Annotated in this window: 22 protein-coding genes and 1 riboswitch; of the genes, 4 read left to right on the forward strand and 18 right to left on the reverse strand. The window is 40.1% G+C overall.

Going from position 1 to position 23,492, the window contains the following annotated elements:
* Positions 1-3 precede the first annotated feature (3 nt).
* A complete protein-coding gene (locus ATE92_RS10730) occupies positions 4-1,317 on the reverse strand; it encodes a 7TM-DISM domain-containing protein (RefSeq protein WP_100803709.1) in 1,314 nt (437 codons plus the stop codon).
* A gap of 152 nt (positions 1,318-1,469) precedes the next feature.
* Entirely contained in the window at positions 1,470-2,864 is a 1,395-nt protein-coding gene (gene fumC / locus ATE92_RS10735) for a class II fumarate hydratase (protein ID WP_100803710.1), read from the reverse strand.
* 158 nt (positions 2,865-3,022) lie between these two features.
* Here fumC and ATE92_RS14050 point away from each other — a divergent pair, with 158 nt between their 5' ends.
* Positions 3,023-3,223 (forward strand): hypothetical protein, encoded by a 201-nt coding sequence (locus ATE92_RS14050; protein ID WP_157809619.1) that lies wholly within the window; start codon positions 3,023-3,025, stop codon positions 3,221-3,223.
* A gap of 68 nt (positions 3,224-3,291) precedes the next feature.
* Here the strand turns inward: ATE92_RS14050 and ATE92_RS10740 are convergent, their stop codons facing one another.
* The 7 genes from ATE92_RS10740 to ATE92_RS10770 all read right to left on the reverse strand — a co-directional run bounded on the left by ATE92_RS10740 (position 3,292) and on the right by ATE92_RS10770 (position 10,653).
* A complete protein-coding gene (locus tag ATE92_RS10740; protein ID WP_100803711.1) occupies positions 3,292-5,775 on the reverse strand; it encodes an outer membrane beta-barrel family protein in 2,484 nt (827 codons plus the stop codon).
* Positions 5,776-5,860: 85 nt separating this feature from the next.
* Positions 5,861-6,202, reverse strand: coding sequence for an arsenate reductase family protein (locus ATE92_RS10745; protein ID WP_100803712.1), 342 nt, complete (start codon positions 6,200-6,202; stop codon positions 5,861-5,863).
* 83 nt (positions 6,203-6,285) lie between these two features.
* Positions 6,286-6,762: a hypothetical protein gene (locus ATE92_RS10750; protein WP_100803713.1), complete on the reverse strand. Its 477-nt coding sequence runs from the start codon at positions 6,760-6,762 to the stop codon at positions 6,286-6,288.
* 185 nt (positions 6,763-6,947) lie between these two features.
* A riboswitch (TPP riboswitch) is annotated at positions 6,948-7,044 on the forward strand.
* A 56-nt stretch (positions 7,045-7,100) separates the two neighbouring features.
* Complete coding sequence (locus ATE92_RS10755) at positions 7,101-8,111, reverse strand: NAD(P)-dependent alcohol dehydrogenase (protein ID WP_100803714.1); 1,011 nt, start codon at positions 8,109-8,111, stop codon at positions 7,101-7,103.
* Between the two features lie 15 nt (positions 8,112-8,126).
* Positions 8,127-8,558 carry an ester cyclase gene (locus tag ATE92_RS10760; protein WP_157809620.1) on the reverse strand — a complete coding sequence of 144 codons (432 nt, stop codon included), beginning with the start codon at positions 8,556-8,558 and terminating at the stop codon, positions 8,127-8,129.
* A gap of 114 nt (positions 8,559-8,672) precedes the next feature.
* Positions 8,673-9,758 carry an alkene reductase gene (locus ATE92_RS10765; RefSeq protein ID WP_100803716.1) on the reverse strand — a complete coding sequence of 362 codons (1,086 nt, stop codon included), beginning with the start codon at positions 9,756-9,758 and terminating at the stop codon, positions 8,673-8,675.
* A gap of 118 nt (positions 9,759-9,876) precedes the next feature.
* Positions 9,877-10,653: a sterol desaturase family protein gene (locus ATE92_RS10770; RefSeq protein WP_100803717.1), complete on the reverse strand. Its 777-nt coding sequence runs from the start codon at positions 10,651-10,653 to the stop codon at positions 9,877-9,879.
* Between the two features lie 121 nt (positions 10,654-10,774).
* On the opposite strand from ATE92_RS10770, the gene ATE92_RS10775 reads away from it, so the two are divergent.
* Positions 10,775-11,386, forward strand: coding sequence for a TetR/AcrR family transcriptional regulator (locus tag ATE92_RS10775; protein WP_100803718.1), 612 nt, complete (start codon positions 10,775-10,777; stop codon positions 11,384-11,386).
* Between the two features lie 319 nt (positions 11,387-11,705).
* Here ATE92_RS10775 and hisIE read toward each other — a convergent pair whose 3' ends face one another.
* The 9 genes from hisIE to prfB form a co-directional block, all read right to left on the reverse strand.
* Positions 11,706-12,305 (reverse strand): bifunctional phosphoribosyl-AMP cyclohydrolase/phosphoribosyl-ATP diphosphatase HisIE, encoded by a 600-nt coding sequence (hisIE, locus tag ATE92_RS10780; protein ID WP_100803719.1) that lies wholly within the window; start codon positions 12,303-12,305, stop codon positions 11,706-11,708.
* Positions 12,302-13,054 carry an imidazole glycerol phosphate synthase subunit HisF gene (gene hisF / locus ATE92_RS10785; protein WP_100803720.1) on the reverse strand — a complete coding sequence of 251 codons (753 nt, stop codon included), beginning with the start codon at positions 13,052-13,054 and terminating at the stop codon, positions 12,302-12,304. Before hisF ends, hisIE begins: the two co-directional genes overlap by 4 nt.
* Entirely contained in the window at positions 13,048-13,761 is a 714-nt protein-coding gene (hisA, locus tag ATE92_RS10790; RefSeq protein ID WP_100803721.1) for a 1-(5-phosphoribosyl)-5-[(5-phosphoribosylamino)methylideneamino]imidazole-4-carboxamide isomerase, read from the reverse strand. Before hisA ends, hisF begins: the two co-directional genes overlap by 7 nt.
* On the reverse strand, positions 13,758-14,336 hold the full coding sequence (gene hisH, locus ATE92_RS10795; protein ID WP_100803722.1) for an imidazole glycerol phosphate synthase subunit HisH: 579 nt from the start codon (positions 14,334-14,336) through the stop codon (positions 13,758-13,760). Before hisH ends, hisA begins: the two co-directional genes overlap by 4 nt.
* Positions 14,333-15,424, reverse strand: coding sequence for a bifunctional histidinol-phosphatase/imidazoleglycerol-phosphate dehydratase HisB (gene hisB, locus ATE92_RS10800; protein ID WP_100803723.1), 1,092 nt, complete (start codon positions 15,422-15,424; stop codon positions 14,333-14,335). Before hisB ends, hisH begins: the two co-directional genes overlap by 4 nt.
* Positions 15,421-16,452, reverse strand: a complete 1,032-nt coding sequence (gene hisC, locus ATE92_RS10805; RefSeq protein WP_100803724.1) for a histidinol-phosphate transaminase — start codon at positions 16,450-16,452, stop codon at positions 15,421-15,423. The genes hisB and hisC overlap by 4 nt, the downstream gene beginning before the upstream one ends.
* A complete protein-coding gene (hisD, locus tag ATE92_RS10810) occupies positions 16,436-17,734 on the reverse strand; it encodes a histidinol dehydrogenase (RefSeq protein WP_100803725.1) in 1,299 nt (432 codons plus the stop codon). Before hisD ends, hisC begins: the two co-directional genes overlap by 17 nt.
* Complete coding sequence (gene hisG, locus ATE92_RS10815) at positions 17,734-18,591, reverse strand: ATP phosphoribosyltransferase (RefSeq protein ID WP_100803726.1); 858 nt, start codon at positions 18,589-18,591, stop codon at positions 17,734-17,736. The genes hisD and hisG overlap by 1 nt, the downstream gene beginning before the upstream one ends.
* Before the next feature lie 380 nt (positions 18,592-18,971).
* Positions 18,972-20,079, reverse strand: a protein-coding gene (gene prfB / locus ATE92_RS10820) for a peptide chain release factor 2 (protein ID WP_157809621.1) whose coding sequence is annotated in 2 segments (ribosomal slippage) — positions 18,972-20,015 and positions 20,017-20,079 — 1,107 coding nt in all. Because the reading frame shifts where the segments join, the coding sequence is not laid out codon by codon here.
* Positions 20,080-20,452: 373 nt separating this feature from the next.
* Between prfB and ATE92_RS10825 the strand changes: the two genes are divergently transcribed.
* The gene (locus ATE92_RS10825; RefSeq protein ID WP_100803727.1) at positions 20,453-22,861 is read left to right on the forward strand and encodes a zinc-dependent metalloprotease; all 2,409 of its coding nucleotides are present in this window, start codon (positions 20,453-20,455) and stop codon (positions 22,859-22,861) included.
* A 9-nt stretch (positions 22,862-22,870) separates the two neighbouring features.
* The gene (locus ATE92_RS10830) at positions 22,871-23,488 is read left to right on the forward strand and encodes a hypothetical protein (protein ID WP_100803728.1); all 618 of its coding nucleotides are present in this window, start codon (positions 22,871-22,873) and stop codon (positions 23,486-23,488) included.
* The last annotated feature ends 4 nt before the right edge of the window (positions 23,489-23,492 follow it).

Raw genomic sequence — 23,492 nt, forward strand, 5'->3', positions numbered from 1 at the left:
GGGCTAATTATAAATATAGTCTGGTTGTGTGTCCACCATGCGATAATCTTCCTGTATGTGTTCACTAATTTCAAGTTTTGTATACAGTTCTTTGGTGAGCTCTTCAATGTCGTGTTCGGTCGTTTTGAGCTTTCTGGCAATTTTAGAGTTGTCTTTCCCTTCCGAAATGTACTGAAGTAACTTTATTTCCAAACCGTCAAGATCGTAATGCATAATTAAGTTTTCAAGATACACATCTTCCATAAGCTTGGCCGCATTCTTCCGGTTCATCACTTCCTGGCGTTTCAAAAAGATGCGCAATTCGGTTTGGCGAAGCATACTTTCTTCCTTGATTGCTTTCATACGATACATAATAGCATAGGTTAAAACCAGCATTTCTACTAACACGGCAGCTTTTAAGTGTACGGGTTGTGTTCCTAAAAATTCAAATCCGAAGTTTTTCAACACAAAAAAGTCGACTGCAAAAAGCAAAGGAATGGCCGAAGCAATTACATAGAATTTCGCATAGTTCTTTTTGCTGAATAGTAAAACACCGGCTACAAAATAAGAAACCATGATTCCAAGTGACAAGCTATTTGCGATGCTTGCAAGTACAATACTTTCTGTCACCCATGCCATAGCAATAATCACTGATACCGTGCCCAACAGGGCCATGGTAGTCCATCGAAGTTTAGGGTAAAATTCACTAAGTGATAGGTATTTTGAAGCAAACCAGGCGGCAAATCCTACTGTGATAAGTAGAAAACCCGATTGGATGGTAATAAAGGTTGCTGCATTGTCAGCTCCAATGGTCATTATCAAACCATCATTGAGTAAAAATGTGCAACCAATTCCGGTGAGTGCTAAAAAATAATGTAAAAAGATCTTTTCGTCGAATAGGAAATAGCATACAAGGTTTAACAAGATAACCATGAGGGCAAAACCGTAGTACATTCCATTTTTAAAGGTTTGTGCTGAATTTTGAACCAAAACGGTACTCGATGCATTACTTTTTTCGCGAGTACTTACAATTTCACTGGAAATTAATTGATCATTTTTGTAGGAAAATTCCTCATTTTCTGAAAATAAGGATTCTCGAGCGCCGGCGACATCGTTGTAAGCGATACTCGTTTTGGGCGATTTGTAGGATGTGTTTTCAAGTTGTATTTCTGATGTTTTTCTCAGAAGTTTATCCGTCTTTGCTTTCTCTGAAAGTGCCTTAAATTCAAGGCTTTTAAAGATAACAGCAGTTGATTTTTCGGGAGTAAAAGCCATAGTGGTTTTTCCTGAAAAAGCGAATAGAAGACACAACGCGAGGGGTAAAAATCGTAGCCTCATAATAAGTAGGGTTTAATAATTTGGGTACTCGAATATACACAAAATTTACATTTCATCTAACTTTTTTGCATTTAATCGATAATAAACATAAAAAAAGAGCTTCTCGTACGAAAAGCTCTTTTTGCAATTTTATGGCCAAATTCTCTTACCGGCTATATTTCGCCTACCATATCTTCTGGTTTTACCCAGGCATCAAATTCTTCTGCAGTAAGATATCCCAATGCGACAGCTTCTTCTTTAAGCGTTGTTCCATTTTTGTGGGCAGTATTGGCAATTTCGGCAGCCTTATAATAGCCAATTTTAGTATTTAAGGCAGTCACCAACATCAAAGAGTTGTGTAATTGCTTTTTTATTACATCATAATTGGGTGCTATGCCCTTTGCACAGTGCTCATCAAAAGATACGCAGGCATCGCCCAATAATTGGGCAGATTGTAGAAAATTAGCTGCCATTAGGGGTTTAAATACATTCAATTCGTAGTGTCCCTGCATCCCGCCTACAGCAATCGCCATATCGTTACCAATTACCTGTGCACAAACCATAGTTAAGGCTTCGCATTGGGTTGGATTCACTTTTCCGGGCATGATGGAAGATCCCGGCTCATTTGCAGGAATAGTAATTTCACCAATGCCGCTACGCGGACCACTGGCCAACATTCGAATATCGTTTGCAATCTTATTAAGTGATACTGCCAGTTGTTTTAAAGCTCCATGTGATTCTACGATGGCGTCATGTGCTGCCAGAGCTTCAAATTTGTTTTGGGCCGTTATAAAGGGTAATCCGGTAAATTTCGCAATATATCCCGCTACATTTTCCGAATAACCTTTGGGTGTATTAATTCCTGTTCCTACAGCCGTACCTCCCAAAGCAAGCTCTGATAAATGAGATAAGGTATTGTTAAGCGCTTTTAAACCATAATCCAGCTGCGCTGCATAACCACTAAATTCTTGCCCTAAGGTTAGGGGAGTGGCGTCCATAAGGTGCGTTCTACCTATTTTTACAACATTATTGAAGTCGGATGCTTTTTTAGTCAGGGTTTTTTGCAACTGTTGTACTCCCGGAATTGTGACTTCAATTAATTTTTTATAGGCTGCTATATGCATCCCTGTAGGAAAGGTATCGTTGGACGACTGCGATTTGTTCACATCGTCATTGGGTTGAAGTGTTTTTTCACCTTCACCAATAGTTTTTCCCGCTATTTGATGTGCTCTGTTTGCAATAACCTCATTTACATTCATATTGCTTTGGGTGCCGCTTCCGGTTTGCCAAATCACCAACGGAAACTGGTCATCGTGTTTTCCGGTTAAAATTTCATCGCATACTTTAGCAATGAAATCTCTTTTTTCTTCCGAAAGTACTCCCAATTCACAATTGGAATAGGCTGCAGCCTTCTTTAAATAAGCAAACCCATATACCACTTCCAAAGGCATGGATGCCGGCGATCCAATTTTAAAATTATTTCGGGAACGCTCCGTTTGTGCTCCCCACAATTTATCGGCCGGCACATGTACCTCGCCCATGGTATCTTTTTCTATTCTGTAGTCCATATTAGTTGTTTCAAACGCAGTACAAAGGTACTTTTTTATCGCCTAAGTTGGAAGTGAAAAACCCGAAGATTTGTGTAGAACCGGCTGGGAATTCTTCAGAATAATAAAATGTAAGATTTTTAAAATGTTTTATTTTTTCTGAAAAAATCCTACTATCTTTGAACCATCATAAAAAAACACACTTTATTATGTTCGATTTTGATCAGTACCTAGGATTTTTAGCATTTTTGACCATCTTGACCATTGGATTTTGGTTGATGATTTTTTTAATTTCCTTTATTCCGTATTGGATTGGTGGTGCGTTGTATGAAAACTGGAAATTAAAGCGTGAAGCAAAGAAGAATGAAAAAATCAGCTAATTAGCAATTTAAAATATTAAAAAAGGATCTGTGAAAACAGATCCTTTTTTTTTGCAATTAACTGAGTATTACGGGATTGCCTTAGTTCCGCCTTCAAATTCGAAGTCTTCACCACCACTTTCACCACGACCTCTCTCACGTTTCTTCTTCTCATTAAATCTATAGGTAAAGGAAAGTGTAAATTGTCGCTGTCTCCATTGAAATTCACTATTACTCCTAAACGTATCGGTCTCGGTGAATGATTTTCTTTTTCTTGTATTGAATAAGTCACTTACATTAAATCCCAACGTCGCATTGTCGTTAATGATATCTTTACTCAAGGCCAAATCTACCGAAAGCATACCTTCTGTCTCAGTTTGCGAATTATTAGAAGGCCCCATATAAAAAGCATTGGTTTGCCAATCTACGTTCCCCGGAAGTGTAACTTTTGCGCTACCACGTGCAAACCAGCTTGTATTTTCGGCGCCATAATCCACGTCGTTAAAAACTCCTTCTGTCACAAACTTGAAAAAGTTGAAACTACCATTTAATCGTAACCAATTTGTGGGATTGTACAATACACCGGCTTCAAAACCGTACCGTTGATTGGTAGACAAGTTAATAGGAAGTGTTCTAATAATAGGAATTCCGTTTGAAGTAAGTTCTCCGGTATCTTCCTGAATACGCTCAAAGGCATCTGTTTCGTATTGATAGTAGATAGAACTTGTAAGTGTAATTTTATCCCATCGTCGCAAATATCCTAAATCGAATGCGCTGGCGTAGGCCGGATTTAAATCGGGATTCCCCTGAAACACATTGGCTTCACTGGATCTCGATGGAAACGGATTGATATACCAGTTACGCGGTCTGTTAATACGTCTGTTATATCCTAATGTAATATTTTCTCGTTCGCCAAGCTCGTAAATTAAATTCACGGTAGGGAAGAGGCCGGTATAATTTTTATCGAAGTTGATATTGATATCATCGTTGGTATCTGTGACATCATCTGCATTCACTTTTCCCTTCAACTGTGTGTTTTCAACACGTAAACCCAACAAAAATGAAAATTGCCCAAACTTGTTTCCATATTGAGAATACACCGAATTTACATTCTCATTGTACGTAAAAATGTTCGAGAGGCTATCATTCCGAACAAAAGTACCGGAAGTTCCTACTTCTTCTAAAAGCACATAATCTGTAACGGTTTCTTCAAAATTTCCACGGTAACCTGCTTCAAATTGAGCGTTTTCACCTATTGGCAAAACATAGTCTATCTGTGCCAAATACTCCTTTTGCTTTTCCTTGGTAGTAATGTCTTCCGAAGAAAGGCGTTCAAAAGAAGGAAAGGTATTCATCTCTTCAATTAGAGATAACTCTGTTTCGGTATCGTTTTCGTATTGCAGGTCGGCAGTAAGCTTATGCCCATCATCGCTGAAATTATTCACGTAATTCAATGAAAACTGATAGCTTTTATCATCTTCGGCCTCAGTTTCTGTACGTATACGCGTGACGGCTAAATCGTTCGACTGATTAAATTCGTTGGTGATATTGGTTGTTTCGGTCGAATTATCACCGGTTCTGAAGAATCCTGTAGCTGTTATTGAGGAATCATCTGTTAAAAAATATTCAATCCCCAAATTGGTATTTATTCCCTTTCGCAATCTGTCATACTCACGTTTTTCAGTCACAAACGGATTTTCACGTGTTTCAGAAAAATATAAATTTTCGAAATAAGCGTTTCCGGGAGCATCGCTGTAACGCACTCCTGTTGTATTGAAAATATTAAACTTATCGGTTCGTAAATTAATATTTCCCGTTGCGCTGCTATTGAGTGGCCAGCCTAAATTGGTTTGAAGAGAGCCGTTAAGGCCCAGTGTTTTTTCTTTACGAAGAATGATATTAATAATGCCTGCGGTTCCTTCTGCATCGTATCTCGCTGAAGGAGATGTAATCACCTCCACACGGTCAATAGCTTCGGCAGGCAGCTGGCGTAAAGCATCGGTAGATCCAAATCCGGCAATTGCCGAAGGTTTACCGTTGATAAGGATGCGTACGTTTTCATTCCCTCTCAAGCTAATAGCACCTTCCACATCAACATTTACGGAAGGAACATTGTTGAGTGCATCACTCACGGTTGCACCGCTGGTAGTAAGGTCTTTTCCTATGTTGTAAATCTTTTTATCCAAACGCACCTGAACTTCGGTAGTTTCGGCTCTAATAACCACTTCGTCTAAACTCGAGGCATCCAAAGCAAGCGTCATCGTAGTAAGCGTGCTATTTTGAAACAACCGTTGATTTGTTAGTTGTTTGGTTTTATAGGATATAAATTCGAACTGTACTGTATAAATTCCCGGGATAATTTGGAGACTATATTCACCTTTATCGTCTGTGATACCACCGTTTACTATTTTCGAATCCTTGTCTATAAACGCAACAGTCGCATATTCTAAGGGAAGGTTGGTACCTTCTTCCATAATTTTACCCGTGATAGTTACCGGGGAGTCATTTTGCGGACGCTGAGCTAGTGAAATAGTTGCAACGAGTAGCAACAATAGCTGAAAATACTTTTTCATAAGTGGTTTTAGCAGATTGGACTGCGAAAATAGGGGTGGGTTTAACCCTATTGTGCCAAATTTGTGTTAAAAAAGGAGATTGAAATTATAAAATTGAATCGATACGTTCTAACGGACGCGCAATCACGGCTTTACTGCCGTTTACTACTATGGGCCGCTGAATTAAAACCGGGTTTTTTAACATGGTGGTGATAATTCTTGCGTCCGATAGATTCAGGCCTTTAAATTTCGCTTTCCAAAGAGGCTCTGATGTTCTCACCAATTGTTTCGGTTTTATCCCCAACATTTTTATGAGTTCCTTAAGTTGGTCTCTGCTAAATGGGGTTTCCATATAATTGATTATCCGGACGTCCTTTCTGTTTGATGTTAAAAAAACATGACATTCTCGGGATTTACTGCAGCGGGGGTTATGATAGATGGTAATCATGGGTACTGGGTTTTGGGTTTTGAGGTTTACGATGTGCGAGGTCTTTTTTCTCTTCTCTCTTGTGTTTTATTTTTTTTCAACAGTTACATTTCAATTCGTTCCAGCTCTAATGTATAATCGTATTGCAGGTCTTCGTGTAAGGCCTCTACTTTTTTTGCAATCATTTCTTTTTGTTTCTGAAAAACATATAGCATAGCCTGATTCTTTGCAACGGAAGGGTGGAAAGCCGCCATCTTTTCACAGAAATAGAGGAGGAGTTCTACCTCGGTTTCTTTGTTTTGAGAATATCGGATGTATCGTTTAAGGGTGCGCAGAATTTTTCTGATTCCTTTTTTGATGTAGTACATGTTCTTGGTATTAATTTCTTCGAACAGGCCGTCTAAATCTTTCTTTACACGTTCAATAAAACCGGGCTCATCGTCCGCTTCAAAGAGCAGGTAGGTGAGGAGTTCCTTGTTTTCGGTTTTGTGCTTGGTAAGTCGTAAAACTAGCGCCTCGAGCTCATCACTTGACTTGTGCTTCAGTTCTTTTTTAAGTTGTGCGAGGCTTGCAGGTTTCATAGAGATGTTTCGAATTACCAAAGCCCAAAAGTACTCAATATTAATCAGACTAATTTGTCACAGTTTTTACAATAGGCCATGTATAATAAAGCCATGCTTAATTTCAAAAGGAAATTCATTAAACTCTACTGTTAAAGTTTTGATAAAGAGATTGATGGTATGATATTTTTATGTACTTTTATTGGACTATCATATCGGGGTGCTTAAGTCTAACAGCTGAGATTATACCCGTTGAACTTCGAAAAGGATAATGCCAGCAGAAGGAATATGATTTGCAAAGGGAGCTAGATTTTCAAATATCTTGTTCCCTTTGTTTTTTACTTCTTTTTTCTCACATCCTATTCCGGTAATTCAATACAAATTTTACCGAAATGACTTCCCTTTTTTAAGTAATTTAACGCTTCATCAACTTTATCGAAAGCAAATATTTTTTCAATAACAGGATTAACTTTATGCAGATCCATTGCAATTAACATACGCTGATACATTTCGGTTGAACCGGTTTCAATACCTTGAATTTTTGCTGATTTATACATAATGGTCCCGGTATTTATTGAGCCAACTGTTGTACCGTCAATAACACCAACCATACTTATAATTCCTTCGCTTTTAATGCATTTTAAGGATTCGCTAATATGGCTGCCACCAACAACGTCTACTACCTGATCCACACCTTGGCCCGCGGTAAGATCCAATACTTCCTGTATCCAATCTTTATGGGTTTTATAATTTATAGTATGATGCGCCCCTAGAGCCCTGGCTTTTTTAAGCTTATCATCACTACTCGAAGTAATGATGATGTTATAACCTGCCAGTTTTGCAAACTGTAAGGCAAATAATGAAACGCCTCCGGTACCGATAATAAGAATGGTATTTCCTAGCTTCAAGTTAGATTGCTCAATAACTGCATTCCAAGCCGTGAGCGCAGCAACAGGAAGCGTGGCAGCTTCTTCGTAGCTAAGATAATCCGGGATTTTACAAAAGTAATTTTCGGGAAAGGCAACATATTCGGCCAAAACACCGTCACTGGAAGCTCCACCAATTGCAACATTTATTTTTTCGGGAGATAGTTTACCCTGTTCCCAATTCGGGAGAATCAAACTGGTAACTCTGTCACCTACTTTAAATCGGCTGGTGCTTTCGCCAATTTCAACGATTTCACCGGCAGCATCAGAAAATGGAACTCTATTTTCTTTTGGTTTCCAATGTGCAATGCCTTCGGTGACCAGCAAATCTCTGTAGTTTAAGGATAATGCCTTAATTTTTACAAGAACTTCGTTGTTCTTGATGTTCGGAATGTTTTCTTCAGTAAGCTCAAGCTTATTATTCTGAATTCTATATATTTTCATAGTTTGTGGTAAGTGTTACACAAAATTATTTTCCTTTTTTCCTGATATTAATTCTTGATATAATTCATGCGCGCTGCGTTCGGCCCAGCATTCAGATAGTCTGTTTTCACGGATCGACCATATGGCGATCCCCGAAAATGAAACGAATCTACCATCGGCTTCCAGCGCGAATAATCCATTGTTTCTGCCTGAGCAAATCCAACGTGAAACAACCTTATCATGATCCTCGTTGTAGAAAATGTCCAGACTTTCCGTTTTTGCATCGAGCAAGAGTCGATGAAATTCTGCTACCCAATTTTTAAATGCAGCCCGTCCAGTGATGACCTTACCGGCAGTGGTGATTACATAGTTTTCAGTCATTAATTGGTCAATCGCATCCAGTTCATGGGGTGCATGCCAGACTCTGTCAAAAAATTCGAGTACGAGTTCCTCGGGATTCCGTCTCACGGAATGTTGCTGTGAATTCTTCATGGTTGCATTATTTAAGTTATAAATCTCGATTAGAAATTCAGTGGATAATCCGCTATTACAATTAGAATAGCAATTATTTGAATTAAAAAATTATTTCAAACACTGCTCTAAGGTCGGATACGTTATGTACCCTTCTTCCCCTAAAGTATACAATGTATTTACATCAACTTCGTTTAACTCGGCTTCTAATTCAATTCGCTTTATTAAATCCGGATTAGAAACAAAAGGGGAACCAATTGAAACTAAATACCTGTCATTTTTTAAAAGAATTTTTTCTGCTTTTGAAAGATTATAGCCATATCCTCCGTTAAAGATAACTACGCCATTGAATGTAGTTGCTAATTCTTCTAAATACTCATCGGGGACGGCATCAGACATTTTTGCCAAATGTAAATAAGATAGGTTTAATGAATTTAACCGCTCCACTAAGTAGTTGTATGTTTGATAAATTTCCATATAAAAAACCATGCCATTAAACTCACCTAAGGGTGAAATTCGAATTCCTGTTTTTTCAGCGCCAATAGCGTTTGCGATCTTTTGAGTGGTTTCGAGGACGAATCGGCATCTGTTTTCCACAGATCCGCCGTATTCATCTTTTCTTTGATTGGCCCCTTTGTCCAAAAATTGATTGGGTAAATAGCCATTGGCCGCGTGAATTTCAATACCATCAAAACCGGCCGTTATGGCATTTTTAGCTGCCTGAACATATTCGTTTTGCGTTTGCTCGATATCTTGTTTTGTCATTTCCCGTGGCACGCCATTGGCCTTAGGTCCCTCGATGGTATAATTTTCTCCCGGAGCTTGTATGGCCGACGGACCTATAATCTCTCCTCCTTGAGGCAAATTCAATTCATGTGCAATTCGGCCGGTATGCATGATTTGCAAGAAAATTTTACCTCCTTTTTCGTGCACGGCCCGAGCTATTTTTCTCCATCCGACTATTTGTTCCTCAGAGTATATAGCGGGAATGTTAGGGTAGCCCAAGCCGTTTTTTGAGGGAGATACTCCTTCTGTGATAATTAACCCGGCTTCTACGCGTAAGGTGTAATAAGTTGCCATTATGTCATTCGGGACATTTCCAAAAGCACGGGACCTTGTCATAGGTGCCATAACGACATGATTTTTTAGTTGTAATGTTTTGGATGTGAACGCTGTAAGTAATTTAGAATTTTTCATTTTGCTTTAGTAATTATTTACTTTTTCGGTCTTTGGTTTATGCTTAAAGAAAAGGTGGAGGTGTTTAACCCTGCGTTTTGTATATGACAACTTTGAAGTTGCATCTAGAAAGGCATTTTCAACTCTTTTCTTCTGAAATATCCCTGAATAAGAGCATATCTTTAATTCGGCCGGAAGCTCCCGGGTAAAATCCTGTTTCATATTCATGGTTTTTGGGATTCTTAAAAGTGCCGAAGATGATATCGAACCAGGTGAGTCCTGCATAGTTGAAGGCGTGTATGCCTTTTGCATGGTGGACAGTATGCGCTTCCGGACGTTGCGCTACATAACCAATCCATGTAGGCGTCTTGATATTGCTATGCTGAAAAATAAATAGAAACGTTGTTATGATTATTATTAAGGTTGACGCTTCCGCGGAAAAACCGGCTATAAATACCAAACAGAAGCTGGTGACAATCGTGCCGCCTATCATATCTAACGGACTTAAATAAAATGCTCCAAAAGTATCGACACGTTCTGCGCTGTGATGCAACTGATGTAATCCTTTCCATAAAAAATCACTCTTATGTAAAGATCGATGCCAAACATATTCGCCAAATTCGTATAGTATCACACCTACAACCGCACCCCCTAATGTTCCCAGACCGGTAAGATTGAATAGCTGGTATTTTGCCATAGTACCATCCCAAAGGAGCGGCAGATAGGAGGAAAGGAATAAAAAGAGAATAAAGGCCAGGATGCCTTTTAATTTCCAAAATTTAACTTTTGGTAATTCTCTTGCAGGGAAAAATGCTTCCCATAACATTAATCCTCCGAATATGGCGAAAACCATATACGAGATCGGATTAAAGATCACCTCAGTAGGAGTGGGTAATTGCGAAATAATCTGTTCCATTGTGTATTGTTTTAATTGATTAAATTTTTTTAGTCACATCGGTAAACCGACTAGACGGTACAAAAATAAAATTTATTTTAATTAAACCAACTAGTTTGTTTAAAATTTTTATATTTACGGTATGGCAAGAGATGGAAAACCTACTAGAGATAAAATTTTACTCGAATCGAAAGCGCTGATATTCAAGCACGGTTTTTCGGGTACGAGTATCGATCAAATATTAGAAAAGACAGGTATTACAAAGGGTGCATTTTTTTATCATTTTAAGACCAAGAATGCCCTCGCAATGGCATTAATTGAGGAGTTTGCCAAGGAAGACACGGCCAGATTGAACGATGCATTGGAGAGGACGGAGTCGTTTAAGGGTAATTCACTGAATCGTCTCTTAGAATATATTCAAGTGTTTATTGATGCGGAAACGGGTCAAAACGAACCTCCCGGATGTCTTTATGCATCTTACCTTTATGAACCACAGCAGTTTGAGCCGGAAGTATTGGACCGTATCTTAGAATCAATTGTTCTGTGGAGAACGACAATTGCCAAACTGATTCAGGAAGTACTCAAAGATTATAAGACCAAAACCGATATTGATGTCCAATCCCTTGCAGACCACGTAACCGTGGTATTTGAAGGTGCCTTTGTAGTTGCAAGAGCAATGAATGATCCAGATATCACTGTCCGACATTTACACCACCTTAAAAATTATCTTGAATTGCTTTTTGAGAAAAAGTGAATCGTGAATCGTGAATGGTGAGAAGTCAATAGGGAATAGTCAATAGGGAATAGGGAATAGGGATTGGTTAATTAGAGGATTAGTGAATTAGCTAAACGTGAGTAGTGAGTAGTGTGTAGTGAGTAGTGAGTTTACCTACCGTAGGTAGGCAGTGAACGGGGAATAGCGAAAAGCGAAAAGCCAAAAGGGAATAGATTTTTTAAATCTTAAATCTTAAATCGTAAATCCCAAATCCCAAATCCCAAATTCCAAATCGTAGATCGTAAATACTGAATTGTCTTTATTCTTTGATCTTTCCGCTTTTTTCTAGCCTCTTACATCATTTACCAACATTTTCACCGCCTCTTTTCCTAAGCACATCTTCAATATCACTTAGTGAAACATTTTTTATTCGAAGCAACAGCAACAGGTGATATAACAAATCTGCGACTTCATTTTTAAATAATTCTTTATTGTCGTCTTTGGCTTCAATAATTACTTCCACTGCCTCTTCACCAACCTTTTGGGCCACCTTATTAATGCCTCTTTTGTACAATTGATTGGTATAGGATTCTGGATTGTTTTCTTCGATTCGCTTGGCAATTGTTTGCTCCAAACTATATAAAAAACCTTTAGTTCCATCCCCAAAACACGATGTTGCACCGGTATGACAAGTAGGTCCTTGGGGCTGGGCTTTAATTAACAAGGTGTCGTTGTCACAATCCACTTTTATGTCTTTTACGATTAGACTGTTTCCCGAAGTCTCGCCCTTGGTCCATAACCGTTTTTTGCTTCGGCTGTAAAAAGTTACAATTCCTTCAGATTTGGTTGTATTGAAAGCTTCCTCATTCATATATCCCAACATTAATACTTGTAACGTGGTATTATTCTGAATAATCACAGGAATTAATCCGTTGCCTTTTTTGAAATCAATCTTCATCGTATGGGTATTTGCTTGGTTTTTAAATAATTTTTAAGTTCAGGGATGCGAATTTCGTTGTAGTGAAATATGCTAGCCGCTAATCCGCCGGTGGCTCTCGTTGTGATGAAGAGCTTTGCGAAGTCTTCCTTACTGCCAGCCCCGCCGGAAGCAATTACAGGAATGTTCACACTTTCAGAAACCTGGGCTGTAATGTTTAAAGCAAAACCCTCCTTTGTACCGTCATTATTCATGGAGGTTAACAAAATTTCACCTGCGCCATAATCTTCGGCTTGGATCGCCCAATCTACTGTCTTAAGCTCTGTTGCTATTCTTCCTCCGTGCACAAAGACTTTCCATTCGCTATTTATAAATTTTGTGTCTATGGCAACTACCACACACTGACTCCCGAACGCCATCGCAATTTCCTGAATCAAATCTGGTCTTTTTACTGCTGAAGAGTTTATGGAAACCTTATCGGCTCCCGCTACAATGATTCTCGATACATCTTCTACCGAATTAATTCCTCCTCCCACGGTAAAAGGAATATTAATTTCAGCAGCAATCTTTTCAACCAACTCGATCAAAGTTTCACGTTTTTCGATTGTGGCAGTGATATCCAAAAAAACGAGCTCGTCTGCTCCTTCCTTAACATATCTTTTGGCGAGTTCAATTGGGTCACCGGCATCCCGAATTCCTGCAAAATTGACTCCTTTAACTGTCCGCCCATTCTGGATATCAAGACAGGGAATTATTCTTTTTTTCAACATAATTTTTCTAATTGTTTAAGCGTGATATTTCCTTCGTAAATGGCTTTGCCCAGAATAGCCCCTTCACAGCCTATTTCTTTTAATTCAATTAAGTCTTCAATACTTGAAACACCGCCACTGGCAATAAGTCGGATGTTTGTTTCAGCTAATATTTCCTGATATAATTTGATGGAAGGTCCTGCCAGCATGCCGTCCTTCGCGATATCCGTGCAAATTGCATTTCTAATTCCTTTGGTTTCATAATCCTGAATAAATTCAATTACATCCAGGGTCGAATTATTCAACCACCCATTAGTAGCAATGTTTCTTTGCAAACAATCTGCTCCGAGTATAATTTTTTCAGGACCATATTTTCTGAGCCATAATAGAAATAGCTCCCTTTTTTTCACTGCAATACTCCCTCCGGTGATTTGCTTGGCGCCCGATTCGAAGGCGATACGCAAATCTTCATCGGTTTTTAATCCGCCGCCAAAGTCTACTTGTAAACTTGTTTCACTTGCAATTTGCTCTAGGATCCTGTAGTTTACAATGCCTTCCGATTTGGCGCCGTCCAAATCTACCAGGTGAAGGTGGCGAAGTCCGGCGGCTTCAAATTGCTTGGCCACTTCCAACGGATTTTCATTGTATACTTTTTTTGTGCTATAATCGCCTTTCGTAAGACGTACGCACTTACCATCTATAATATCAATTGCAGGGATAATTCTCATAACTTTAAAAAATTTCGTAAAATTTGTTCACCAACATCTGCCGACTTTTCAGGGTGAAACTGTGTTGCGAAGAAGTTGTTTTTATGCAGTGCCGCACTAAATGGTTGGATGTACTTGCAGGTGGCGATCGTTTCTTGACTTAATTCAGCAAAATAACTGTGTACAAAATAGACATCGGCCCCGGCTGTAATATTTCGGAATAACGGACTTTTCAATTCGCTCAATTCATTCCATCCCATCTGCGGTATCAATTCACTTCCTTCAAATCGTTTCACGTTATTTTCAAATACACCGAGACATTGTGTATTTCCTTCTTCACTTTCAGAACACAGCAACTGAAGCCCCAGGCATATCCCCAGTACAGGTTGTTGCAAGTTTTTTATAACCGTATCCAAATTCCGTTCCTTGAGGTATCTCATAGCCGAAGCGGCTTCCCCTACACCCGGAAGAATTACTTTTTCTGAAGCGTTAATTTCCTCGGGATCATCCGTAATGACCGAAGCATATCCCAATCGGTTGATCGCATTCTGAACGGAGCGAATGTTTCCGGCATTGTATTTTACTATGGCTATCATAAGATTCCTTTAGTACTTGGGATTGAATAATCGGTTGTTTGCTGTTTCGCCATTTTTATAGCTTTTGAAAAAGCCTTGAAAATAGATTCTATTTTGTGGTGTTCGTTGTTGCCTTCCGCTTTAATGTTGAGGTTGCATTCGGCACCATCACTGAAAGATTTAAAAAAATGCATAAACATTTCGGTAGGCATGTCTCCAATCATTTCACGCTGAAATTCGGCTTCCCATACTAGCCAGGGACGCCCGCCAAAGTCGATAGCAACCTGCGCCAAACAATCGTCCATAGGGAGGAGGAAGCCATAGCGTTCAATTCCTTTTTTTGAACCCAAGGCTTCAGCGAACGCCTCTCCCAGCGTGATTGCGACATCTTCAATGGTGTGATGTTCGTCAATTTCAAGATCTCCTTCCACCGAAATATCAAGATCCATCATGCCGTGTTTTGAAAGCTGTTCCAACATGTGGTCAAAAAACCCGATTCCGGTGTCAATTTTACTTTTCCCTATTCCATCCAAGTTCAGTTCAATTTCAATATTGGTCTCATTTGTTTTTCGGATTCGCTTTGCTTTACGGGGCTGAGCTGCAAGAAATTGATGGATAGTTTCCCAGCTTTTTGTTGTCAAGGCGGTCTCTAGCTCACAATTTTCGCCAATAAAAATTCCCTGAGCGCCTAAATTTTGAGCAAGTTGAATGTCGGTCGCTCTATCTCCAATCACAAACGAATTCGTCATATCGTAATTTCCGTACATATATTTGTTAAGCAATGCGGTTCCCGGTTTTCTCGTTGTGGCATTTTCTTCAGGAAAACTCTTGTCAATAAGCACCGCTTTAAAAATAATGCCTTCATTTTCGAAAGCCTTTATTATCTTGTTGTGGGCAGGCCAAAAGGTCTCTTCCGGAAAAGATTCGGTGCCGAGTCCGTCCTGATTGGTAACCATGACGAGTTCGAAATCGAGTTCACGTGCAATTTTCGACAATCCGCTAAACACTCCGGGATAGAACTCGAGTTTTTCTAAACTGTCTAATTGAAAGTCAACCGGTGGTTCCATTACAAGGGTTCCGTCACGATCAATAAAAAGTACTTTTTTCATAATTTAATAGTTGCTAAAGCATTTATAAGTAGCTGGTTTTCTTCAGGAGTGCCTATGGTAATTCGCAGGCAGTTTCGTATTACATTGTTTCGGTTGCGAACAATAATATTCATGCTTACTAATTGCTCGTAAATTAAATTTGCATCTTCCGTCTCAACCAATAAAAAGTTGGTATCTGAAGGGTAAATTCGATACACGATTGGAAGTAAATTGAGTCTCTGAACCAGATTTTCTTTTTCGGTTAGAATGAGTTGACTGTTAGATTCATACTTCTCTTTATCGAGCAGCGCGTCTATTGCAGCTTGCTGATTTAACGCGCTGATGTTATAAGGCGGTTTTACCTTATTCAGAAAAGAAATGATCTCCGGATTTGCATAAGCGATTCCAATTCTCGCAGCGGCAAGACCGTACGCCTTACTGAGTGTCTGACTCACGACCAAATTAGGATATTCACTGAGCTTTTCAATATATGAGGGTTTTTCACTAAAATCGATATACGCCTCATCGACCAATACAATTCCACAGAAAGTCTTTAAAATCGCTTCAATAGTTTCAGGATTGATACAGTTTGATGTGGGATTGTTGGGAGTACATAGCAGAATGAGTTTTAAACTTGAATCATTTAAATACGGCGGCAGTGAATCAAGATCGATTTGAAATTGCGCATTCAGTTCAATTTTTAAAAGTTCCACGTCGTTGATTGAAGCTGAAACATCGTACATTCCGTATGTAGGGGAGAAGGTTAGGGCTTTATCCTGCCCCGGATTACAGAACATACGGAACAACAAATCAATTATTTCGTCACTGCCATTACCAATAAAAATCGAATCGGGCGCAACTCCTTTTTGTTCGCTGAGCACAGCCTTTAATTTTCGCTGGTAAGGATCAGGATATCTATTTAAAGTTCCATACGGGTTTTCATTGGCGTCCAGAAATATACCGATGTCTCCGTAAAATTCGTCGCGTGCACTGGAATATGGTTTGAGAGCCAATATATTCTTTCGTATCAGTTTATTTAGTTCCATCATTTTGTAAAGATTTTAATCGGATTGTCACTGCATTTTTGTGTGCATAAAGTCCTTCAGCCTCTGCCATCAGCTCGATACTGGGGCCAATATTCGCAAGTCCTTCGGCCGAAAGCTTTTGAAACGTAATTTTTTTAACAAAACTTTCCAGAGAAACACCGCTGTAGTTTCGGGCGAATCCGTTGGTGGGTAAGGTATGATTGGTTCCGCTGGCGTAGTCACCTGCGCTTTCACAACTATAATTTCCAAGGAATACAGAGCCGGCATTGATAATGGATTCAGCCAAACTTGTAGCATTCTCCGTAGCGATGATTAAGTGTTCGGGGGCATAACTGTTGCTGAAATCGATACATTCCTCCAATGAGTTGAAACAAATTGCCATGCTATTTGCCAGCGCTTTTTCGGCAATTGCTTTTCGAGGTAGCTTCAACAGCTGCTGTTTGACCTCATTCATGACTTTCTCGATAACTTGCTTCGATTCGCATAAAAGAAGTACCTGACTGTCGGCTCCGTGTTCGGCCTGTGAAAGCAAATCGGAAGCTACAAATTCCGGGACGCAAGATCTATCTGCAATGATCAGCAATTCGCTGGGTCCGGCCGGCATATCGATGGGGATTCCGCCTTGTTGCACCAATTCTTTCGCTTTTGTAACATATTGATTTCCGGGGCCAAAAATTTTATAGACCTGCGGAATTTGTTTCGTACCATAAGCCATAGCTGCGATGGCTTGGGCGCCACCCACTTTGAAAACTTTAGTAATACCCACAAGTTGTGCGGTGTAAAGGATGGCAGGATCAATTTCTCCTGCTTTATTGGGTGGAGTGCATAGAACGATTTCCCTACATCCCGCAAGATTCGCCGGAATTCCAAGCATGAGAATGGTTGAAAAGAGGGGAGCGGTTCCTCCCGGAATATACAGCCCGACCTTTTCGATGGCAGCACTTTTTCTCCAGCAGGCAACGCCTGAAGTAGTTTCGACAACAGTTACAGCCTCTTTTTGCGCAGTATGAAACTTTTCGATATTGCGCTTTGCCAGATTGATGGCGTCTTTCAATTGAGAACTGATTGCCTTCTCTGCCTGCAGAAATTCGGTTGTTTTTACTGAAAAATTTGATACGTCTAGACCGTCAAATTTTTTGGAGTAAGTCTGAAGCGCCACATCTCCATATCTTTTTACATTTTTCAGCACTTCGGAAATAGTTTCATCCATTGATTCCTGAGCGTGTACCGGTCTGCGGCACAAAGCGTCCCATTCTTGTTTCGGAGGTTGATTAAATAGCTTCATTACAATACGATTTTATCGATGGGTACAATTAGAATTCCTTCAGCACCTGCAATTTTTAACTCGTCAATTACGTCCCAAAAGGTGTCTTCATCTATTACGGAATGCAATGAACACCAGCCTTCTTCGGCCAGAGGAAGAATGGTTGGTGATTTGAGTACCGGAAGGATACGACTCACCTCTTCCACACGATCGTTAGGGACATTCATTAAAATGTATTTGGTGTTTTTTGCTTTTAACACGGCGCGGATTCTAAAAAGTAAACGTTCGAGTATTTCGTTTTTTTCTTCCGATAAATTGTTCGATTTTGCCAGCACAGCTTCAGACTTTAAAATAAGCTGAGTTTCCCGCAAACCGTTTTTGAATAGAGTAGAACCCGAACTAACGATATCGCAGATGCCGTCTGCGAGCCCAATGTTGGGAGCGATTTCGACCGAGCCGGAAATCACGTGTAATTCAGATTGAATATTATTTTTCTTTAGGAAAGCATTCAGCGTATTGGGGTAGGAAGTGGCAATTTTCTTGTTGTTAAAATACTCCAAATCGTCTATCAACACCTCTTTGGGAACTGCCAGGGACACTCGACATTTCGAAAATCCGAGTCGTTGCACAATGGCCACGTCTTTTTCTTTTTCTACAAGGAGGTTTTCCCCAACAATGGCGACATCGGCAACCCCGTCCTCCAGATATTGCGGGATGTCCGAATTACGCAGGTATAGCAATTCTATTGGAAAATTAGGGACAGCGACTTTTAGCTGGTCTTTACCGTTGTCGATTTTAATACCACAGGATTCGAGCAATTTGATGGACTCTTCATTGAGTCGGCCGCTTTTTTGGATTGCAATTTTTAGGATACTCATTTTGTTTTGAAATAACGCCTGAGTAATACCGAAGAGTAACAAAAAACCCGTCTGATTACTCAGACGGGTTTATAATATATTGTGAATTCAACACATATCATCAACACCTCGCCTGAGAGCAAGTATGAAAATGATGATGATGTAATTGATTAAAATTCATGTTTGTTTATTGAGGGGCAAAGCTAGACTAATTTTTTTATTCTCCAAAACATTTAGGGGTTTTGTTGAGTCGTGAGCAGTGAACGGGGAATAGCGAAACGCGAAAAAGGTATAAATTTTTTAAATCGTAAATCGTAAATCGTAATTCGTAAATCCGAAATCCCAAATCCCAAATCCCAAATCCCAAATCGTAAATCTACGATCGTAAATCTACAATCGTTTTACAACTCATCACTCTTCGCTTTCTGCCCTGTCATCATCAAATACGCCTTTAGAAATTCATCAATATATCCGTCCAGCATGGCTTCGGTATTACCGGTTTCGTAGCCGGTACGCACGTCTTTTACCAATTTGTATGGATGCAATACATAATTTCGAATTTGAGATCCCCATTCTATCGCCATCTTGCTATTCTCTATTTCTGCTCGCTGCGCCTGCTGCTTCCGCAATTCTATTTCGTACAACTGCGATTTCAACATTTGCATGGCTTTTTCTCGGTTATCTAACTGGGAACGGGTTTCCGAATTGTGAATTACAATTCCCGAAGGTTTGTGCGTCAAAATTGCCTTGGTCTCCACTTTGTTTACATTTTGTCCCCCGGCGCCGCTACTGCGGGCAAAATCCCAGGAAATGTCATTGGGGCTTATTTCTATCTCAATGCTATCATCGGCCAATGGATAAACATAGACACTCGCAAAACTGGTATGTCGCTTGGCGTTACTATCAAAGGGAGAGATACGTACCAAACGATGTACGCCGTTTTCACTTTTCAACCATCCAAAGGCATATTCGCCTTCAATTTCGAGGGTGACGGTTTTCACTCCTGCCACATCACCGGCCTGAAAGTTGAGTTCCTTTACTTTATAACCGTTCTTTTCGGCCCACATAAGGTACATGCGCATAAGCATCTGTGCCCAATCGCAGCTTTCAGTGCCGCCTGCGCCGGCAGTGATTTGCAACACCGCACTCAGGTCGTCTCCTTCCTCGCTTAACATGTTACGGAACTCCAAAGCTTCGGTGGTTTCCAGTGCTTCAGCAAAACGTGCTTCTACAGCTTCGGCAGTTCCTTCCCCTTCCTTAAAAAAATCGAATAGAATTTCGGCGTCGTCAGTGAGTGTGACAGCCGTTTCATAGTCGGTTACCCACTTTTTTTTATTCCGAAGAACCTTCATGAAGGCTTCGGCTTCCTGCGGATTGTTCCAAAAATTGGGATCGAAGGTTTTCTCTTCGTCGTTGGTTATTTCAATACGTTTACCGGCAACGTCAAAGATACCTCCTTAACGCATCCTGGCGATCTCTAAGATCTCTAATCTGATCTTGTGTTATCATATTTATTGCCCGCAAAAGCGGGTAGAATTTTATTGAACTTATTGGTGTAAAAGTAGCGCATACTTGTACAATGTAAAAATCTTATTTATTTTTTTATTTCATTCATTTTCTTCATTTATGCCTTAATATTACTTTTCTGAATTCATGAATGCTTCGCATTTGTCTTGTCCCAAGAAAACGAATCAACCTGGGTGTACAGTACTCTACGTTCAGGCGGGAAGAAATGGAAATGCTAATCGCATTATTTTAGCTAAATTTTTAAAAAGCTGCGTCGAATTTTATAGTTTTAGCCCTAGCTAACTGTAAAGTAGTTCTTACCGCAAACTCGATAGGTTCGCGTTAATTGAAGAATTACTAACGAAATGGATTGATTATGAGGTATGTTACATTTATTCTAGTAGTTTTCTTCGGAATAACCACCGTAACCGCACAATTTTTGGAAAAAAAGAAGAACCTGCAAAAATTTGAAGGGTTTTTTAATTTTCACTACGCCGAAGCCGAAGGATCTATTTTCCTTGAAGTCGATACCTTAGATGAAGAATTTTTATACGTGCATTCGTTACGCACCGGCTTGGGTTCCAATGATATTGGTCTGGATCGCGGACAATTGGGTGGGGGAGAACTTGTAAAATTTGTCAAGGCCGGGAACAAATTGCTGCTTATACAGCCAAACATGCAATATCGGGCCAATACCGATAACCAACTTGAAAAAAAATCCATCACCGAAGCCTTTGCACAGTCGGTCTTATTCGGTTTCGAAATTAAAGAGACGAAAGGAAAAACTCATATAATAGATCTCACTCCTTTTTTACTGCTTGATGCACACGGCATTGCCGAAAATCTTAAAAAAGGAAAAGAGGGTACTTACAAATTGGATAAAGATCGCAACGCATTATGGATGGAACGCACCAAGGCTTTTCCAAAGAATGTGGAGTTTGAAGCCATGCTCACCTTTGTAGGAGAGTCCACCGGGCCTAATTTACCAACTGTGGCACCTAATGCCAATTCGGTTTCTGTGATTCAGCACCACAGTTTTGTGGAATTGCCAAAAAACAACTACAAACCTCGTGCTTTCGATTCGCGATGCGGGTCGTATCCCATGACGTACATGGACTACAGCACGCCAATCTGGGAGCCTATTACCAAACGTTTTATAACACGCCACCATTTGGAAAAGAAAAACCCGGCACTTGCAAAAAGTGAGGCGGTCGAACCTATAATCTATTATCTGGATCCCGGAACTCCCGAACCTGTTCGTTCCGCACTTTTGGAAGGAGCGCGTTGGTGGAACGAGGCGTTTGAAGCCATTGGATATACAAATGCGTTTCAGGTGAAATTGCTGCCGGAAGATGCAGATCCAATGGATGTGCGTTACAATTTAATTCAGTGGGTACATCGATCTACTCGTGGTTGGAGCTACGGTTCTACCATCAACGATCCGCGCACCGGTGAAATTATTAAAGGGCATGTGAGTTTGGGAAGTCTGCGAATTCGTCAGGATTTTATGATTGCTCAGGCCCTAATGAACAAACCCTTTGCAGAAAGAGACGACAATCATGACCAAATGCTGTCAATGGCTTTGGCTCGAATACGACAACTTTCGGCACATGAAGTTGGACACACCCTGGGATTTGCACACAACTTTGCCGCAAGTACTACTAGCAGAGCCAGCGTGATGGATTATCCGCATCCAACCCTCACTTTGAGAAACGGAGAAGTAGATTTTAGTAGCGCATATGCTACAGGAATAGGCGAGTGGGACAAGGTGACAGTTGCGTACAGTTATTCAGATTTGCCCGCTGCGGCAGATGAGAAAACAGCCCTCAATGCAATTTTGGAAACAGCCTTTGCAAACGGAATGCAATTTATTTCAGACAGCGATGCCAGAGCACAGGATGGAGCTCACGTTAATGCCCATCTTTGGGACAACGGCAAAAATGCTTCGGAAGAGTTGGAAGCCTTGTTGCAGCTTCGGGAAAAGGCAATTGCTAATTTTTCGGAAGATAATATTCGAAAAGGCGAACCTTATTCGGTTTTGGAGGATGTATTTGTACCCTTGTATTTTTACCATCGGTTTCAAACGGAAGCAGCCGTCAAGCTTATTGGAGGTTTGAACTACAATTACGCCACCAAAGGCAATCCCGGAACTGTTGTGCAAACCCTTCCGAAGCAACAGCAAACCGCCGCATTACGAGCAGTACTAAAGACATTGGAGGCAAAGTCCCTGGCAATTCCGGAAGATAAATTAAAATTGTTTCCTCCACGAGCGTATAGTTATTCACGTTCCAGAGAATCTTTTAAAAGTAATATGGGAGTGGCTTTTGATGCATTGGGAGCTGCTGCTACGGCCGGTGAAATGACTTTGGAATTGCTGCTGCATCCGGAAAGAGCCAACAGACTGGTACAACAAAAAGCGGTAGATGCTCAAAATATCGGACTGGAAGAGGTTCTGGAACAATTAATTGAGACAACCTTTGAAGCTTCGGTGGCTTCAGATTATGAAAAAGAAGTGCAACATGCCGTTCAGTTTGAGACGCTACAATATATAATTCGGTTGGTATTGAGTAAAAAAGCCATTCCGCAGACAAAGGGAATTGCAAACACCACCATCGATCATCTGGAATCATTACTTTCTAAAAAGAAGGATAATTTTAGCAAGCAATTATTGCGGGAAATTACTACTTTTAGAGAAGATCCATTAGAGTTTGAAGTAATAGCTGCACCGGCTATTCCGGACGGAAGCCCTATAGGAAGTTTTCAGTGTTTTAGTATAAAATCTTAATAGAAATCTATGAAACAAATAATGACAATTATCGCCCTCGCTTTTTGTACAATTTGTGAGGGTCAGCATGATCTGGCTTACGTAGATCTTACAACTGCCGAATTTGTTACCAGCCTAAAGGGCAGAGACATAAACAGTTGGTTTGTAACGAAAAGATATTGCAATGGAACCATTGAAATGTTTAAGTTGGAGGATGGAAGCATGTGTACTTCTAAAGAGACCTATTATGCCGTATATGTTTTTTGGATGGATGAAGGAAAACCCATGATTAAGAAAATTGACAACTGCGGGATGTATTATTCGCTAGAATTGCCCGATACTTCTGTACATACCTTTTTTGAAACTCATGAAGATGAATTGCGGATGGGCGAAGTAAAAAACTACGAAACTGCAGTTGCCAGTGATGGTCCAACGCTTCGTACTAATGCATATCCGTGTTATCGACAGTTTCAGTTTACAACGTCGCATGATACTTTCGGACAAACGTATCACACTTTCGATTTAACAAACGAAGCTAAAAATCTGAATATTCATTACGACTATAATTCAACCTTAAAGGTGGTTGAATTAGATGGTATGCTGGATGATGTTATCGGCGAGATGGAGTCGAAATTCAGAAGACAATAAAATT

This window comes from Ulvibacter sp. MAR_2010_11 (assembly GCF_002813135.1).
Taxonomy (GTDB): domain Bacteria; phylum Bacteroidota; class Bacteroidia; order Flavobacteriales; family Flavobacteriaceae; genus Altibacter.

Excerpts from the sequence above, each read along its gene's own strand:
- ATE92_RS10730 (WP_100803709.1), bottom strand. The coding sequence starts at position 1,317 with ATGAGGCTACGATTTTTACCCCTCGCGTTGTGTCTTCTATTCGCTTTT.
- fumC (WP_100803710.1), bottom strand. The coding sequence starts at position 2,864 with ATGGACTACAGAATAGAAAAAGATACCATGGGCGAGGTACATGTGCCG.
- ATE92_RS10740 (WP_100803711.1), bottom strand. The coding sequence starts at position 5,775 with ATGAAAAAGTATTTTCAGCTATTGTTGCTACTCGTTGCAACTATTTCA.
- ATE92_RS10745 (WP_100803712.1), bottom strand. The coding sequence starts at position 6,202 with ATGATTACCATCTATCATAACCCCCGCTGCAGTAAATCCCGAGAATGT.
- ATE92_RS10750 (WP_100803713.1), bottom strand. The coding sequence starts at position 6,762 with ATGAAACCTGCAAGCCTCGCACAACTTAAAAAAGAACTGAAGCACAAG.
- ATE92_RS10755 (WP_100803714.1), bottom strand. The coding sequence starts at position 8,111 with ATGAAAATATATAGAATTCAGAATAATAAGCTTGAGCTTACTGAAGAA.
- ATE92_RS10765 (WP_100803716.1), bottom strand. The coding sequence starts at position 9,758 with ATGAAAAATTCTAAATTACTTACAGCGTTCACATCCAAAACATTACAA.
- ATE92_RS10770 (WP_100803717.1), bottom strand. The coding sequence starts at position 10,653 with ATGGAACAGATTATTTCGCAATTACCCACTCCTACTGAGGTGATCTTT.
- ATE92_RS10775 (WP_100803718.1), top strand. The coding sequence starts at position 10,775 with ATGGCAAGAGATGGAAAACCTACTAGAGATAAAATTTTACTCGAATCG.
- hisIE (WP_100803719.1), bottom strand. The coding sequence starts at position 12,305 with ATGAAGATTGATTTCAAAAAAGGCAACGGATTAATTCCTGTGATTATT.
- hisF (WP_100803720.1), bottom strand. The coding sequence starts at position 13,054 with ATGTTGAAAAAAAGAATAATTCCCTGTCTTGATATCCAGAATGGGCGG.
- hisA (WP_100803721.1), bottom strand. The coding sequence starts at position 13,761 with ATGAGAATTATCCCTGCAATTGATATTATAGATGGTAAGTGCGTACGT.
- hisH (WP_100803722.1), bottom strand. The coding sequence starts at position 14,336 with ATGATAGCCATAGTAAAATACAATGCCGGAAACATTCGCTCCGTTCAG.
- hisB (WP_100803723.1), bottom strand. The coding sequence starts at position 15,424 with ATGAAAAAAGTACTTTTTATTGATCGTGACGGAACCCTTGTAATGGAA.
- hisC (WP_100803724.1), bottom strand. The coding sequence starts at position 16,452 with ATGATGGAACTAAATAAACTGATACGAAAGAATATATTGGCTCTCAAA.
- hisD (WP_100803725.1), bottom strand. The coding sequence starts at position 17,734 with ATGAAGCTATTTAATCAACCTCCGAAACAAGAATGGGACGCTTTGTGC.
- hisG (WP_100803726.1), bottom strand. The coding sequence starts at position 18,591 with ATGAGTATCCTAAAAATTGCAATCCAAAAAAGCGGCCGACTCAATGAA.
- ATE92_RS10825 (WP_100803727.1), top strand. The coding sequence starts at position 20,453 with ATGAGGTATGTTACATTTATTCTAGTAGTTTTCTTCGGAATAACCACC.
- ATE92_RS10830 (WP_100803728.1), top strand. The coding sequence starts at position 22,871 with ATGAAACAAATAATGACAATTATCGCCCTCGCTTTTTGTACAATTTGT.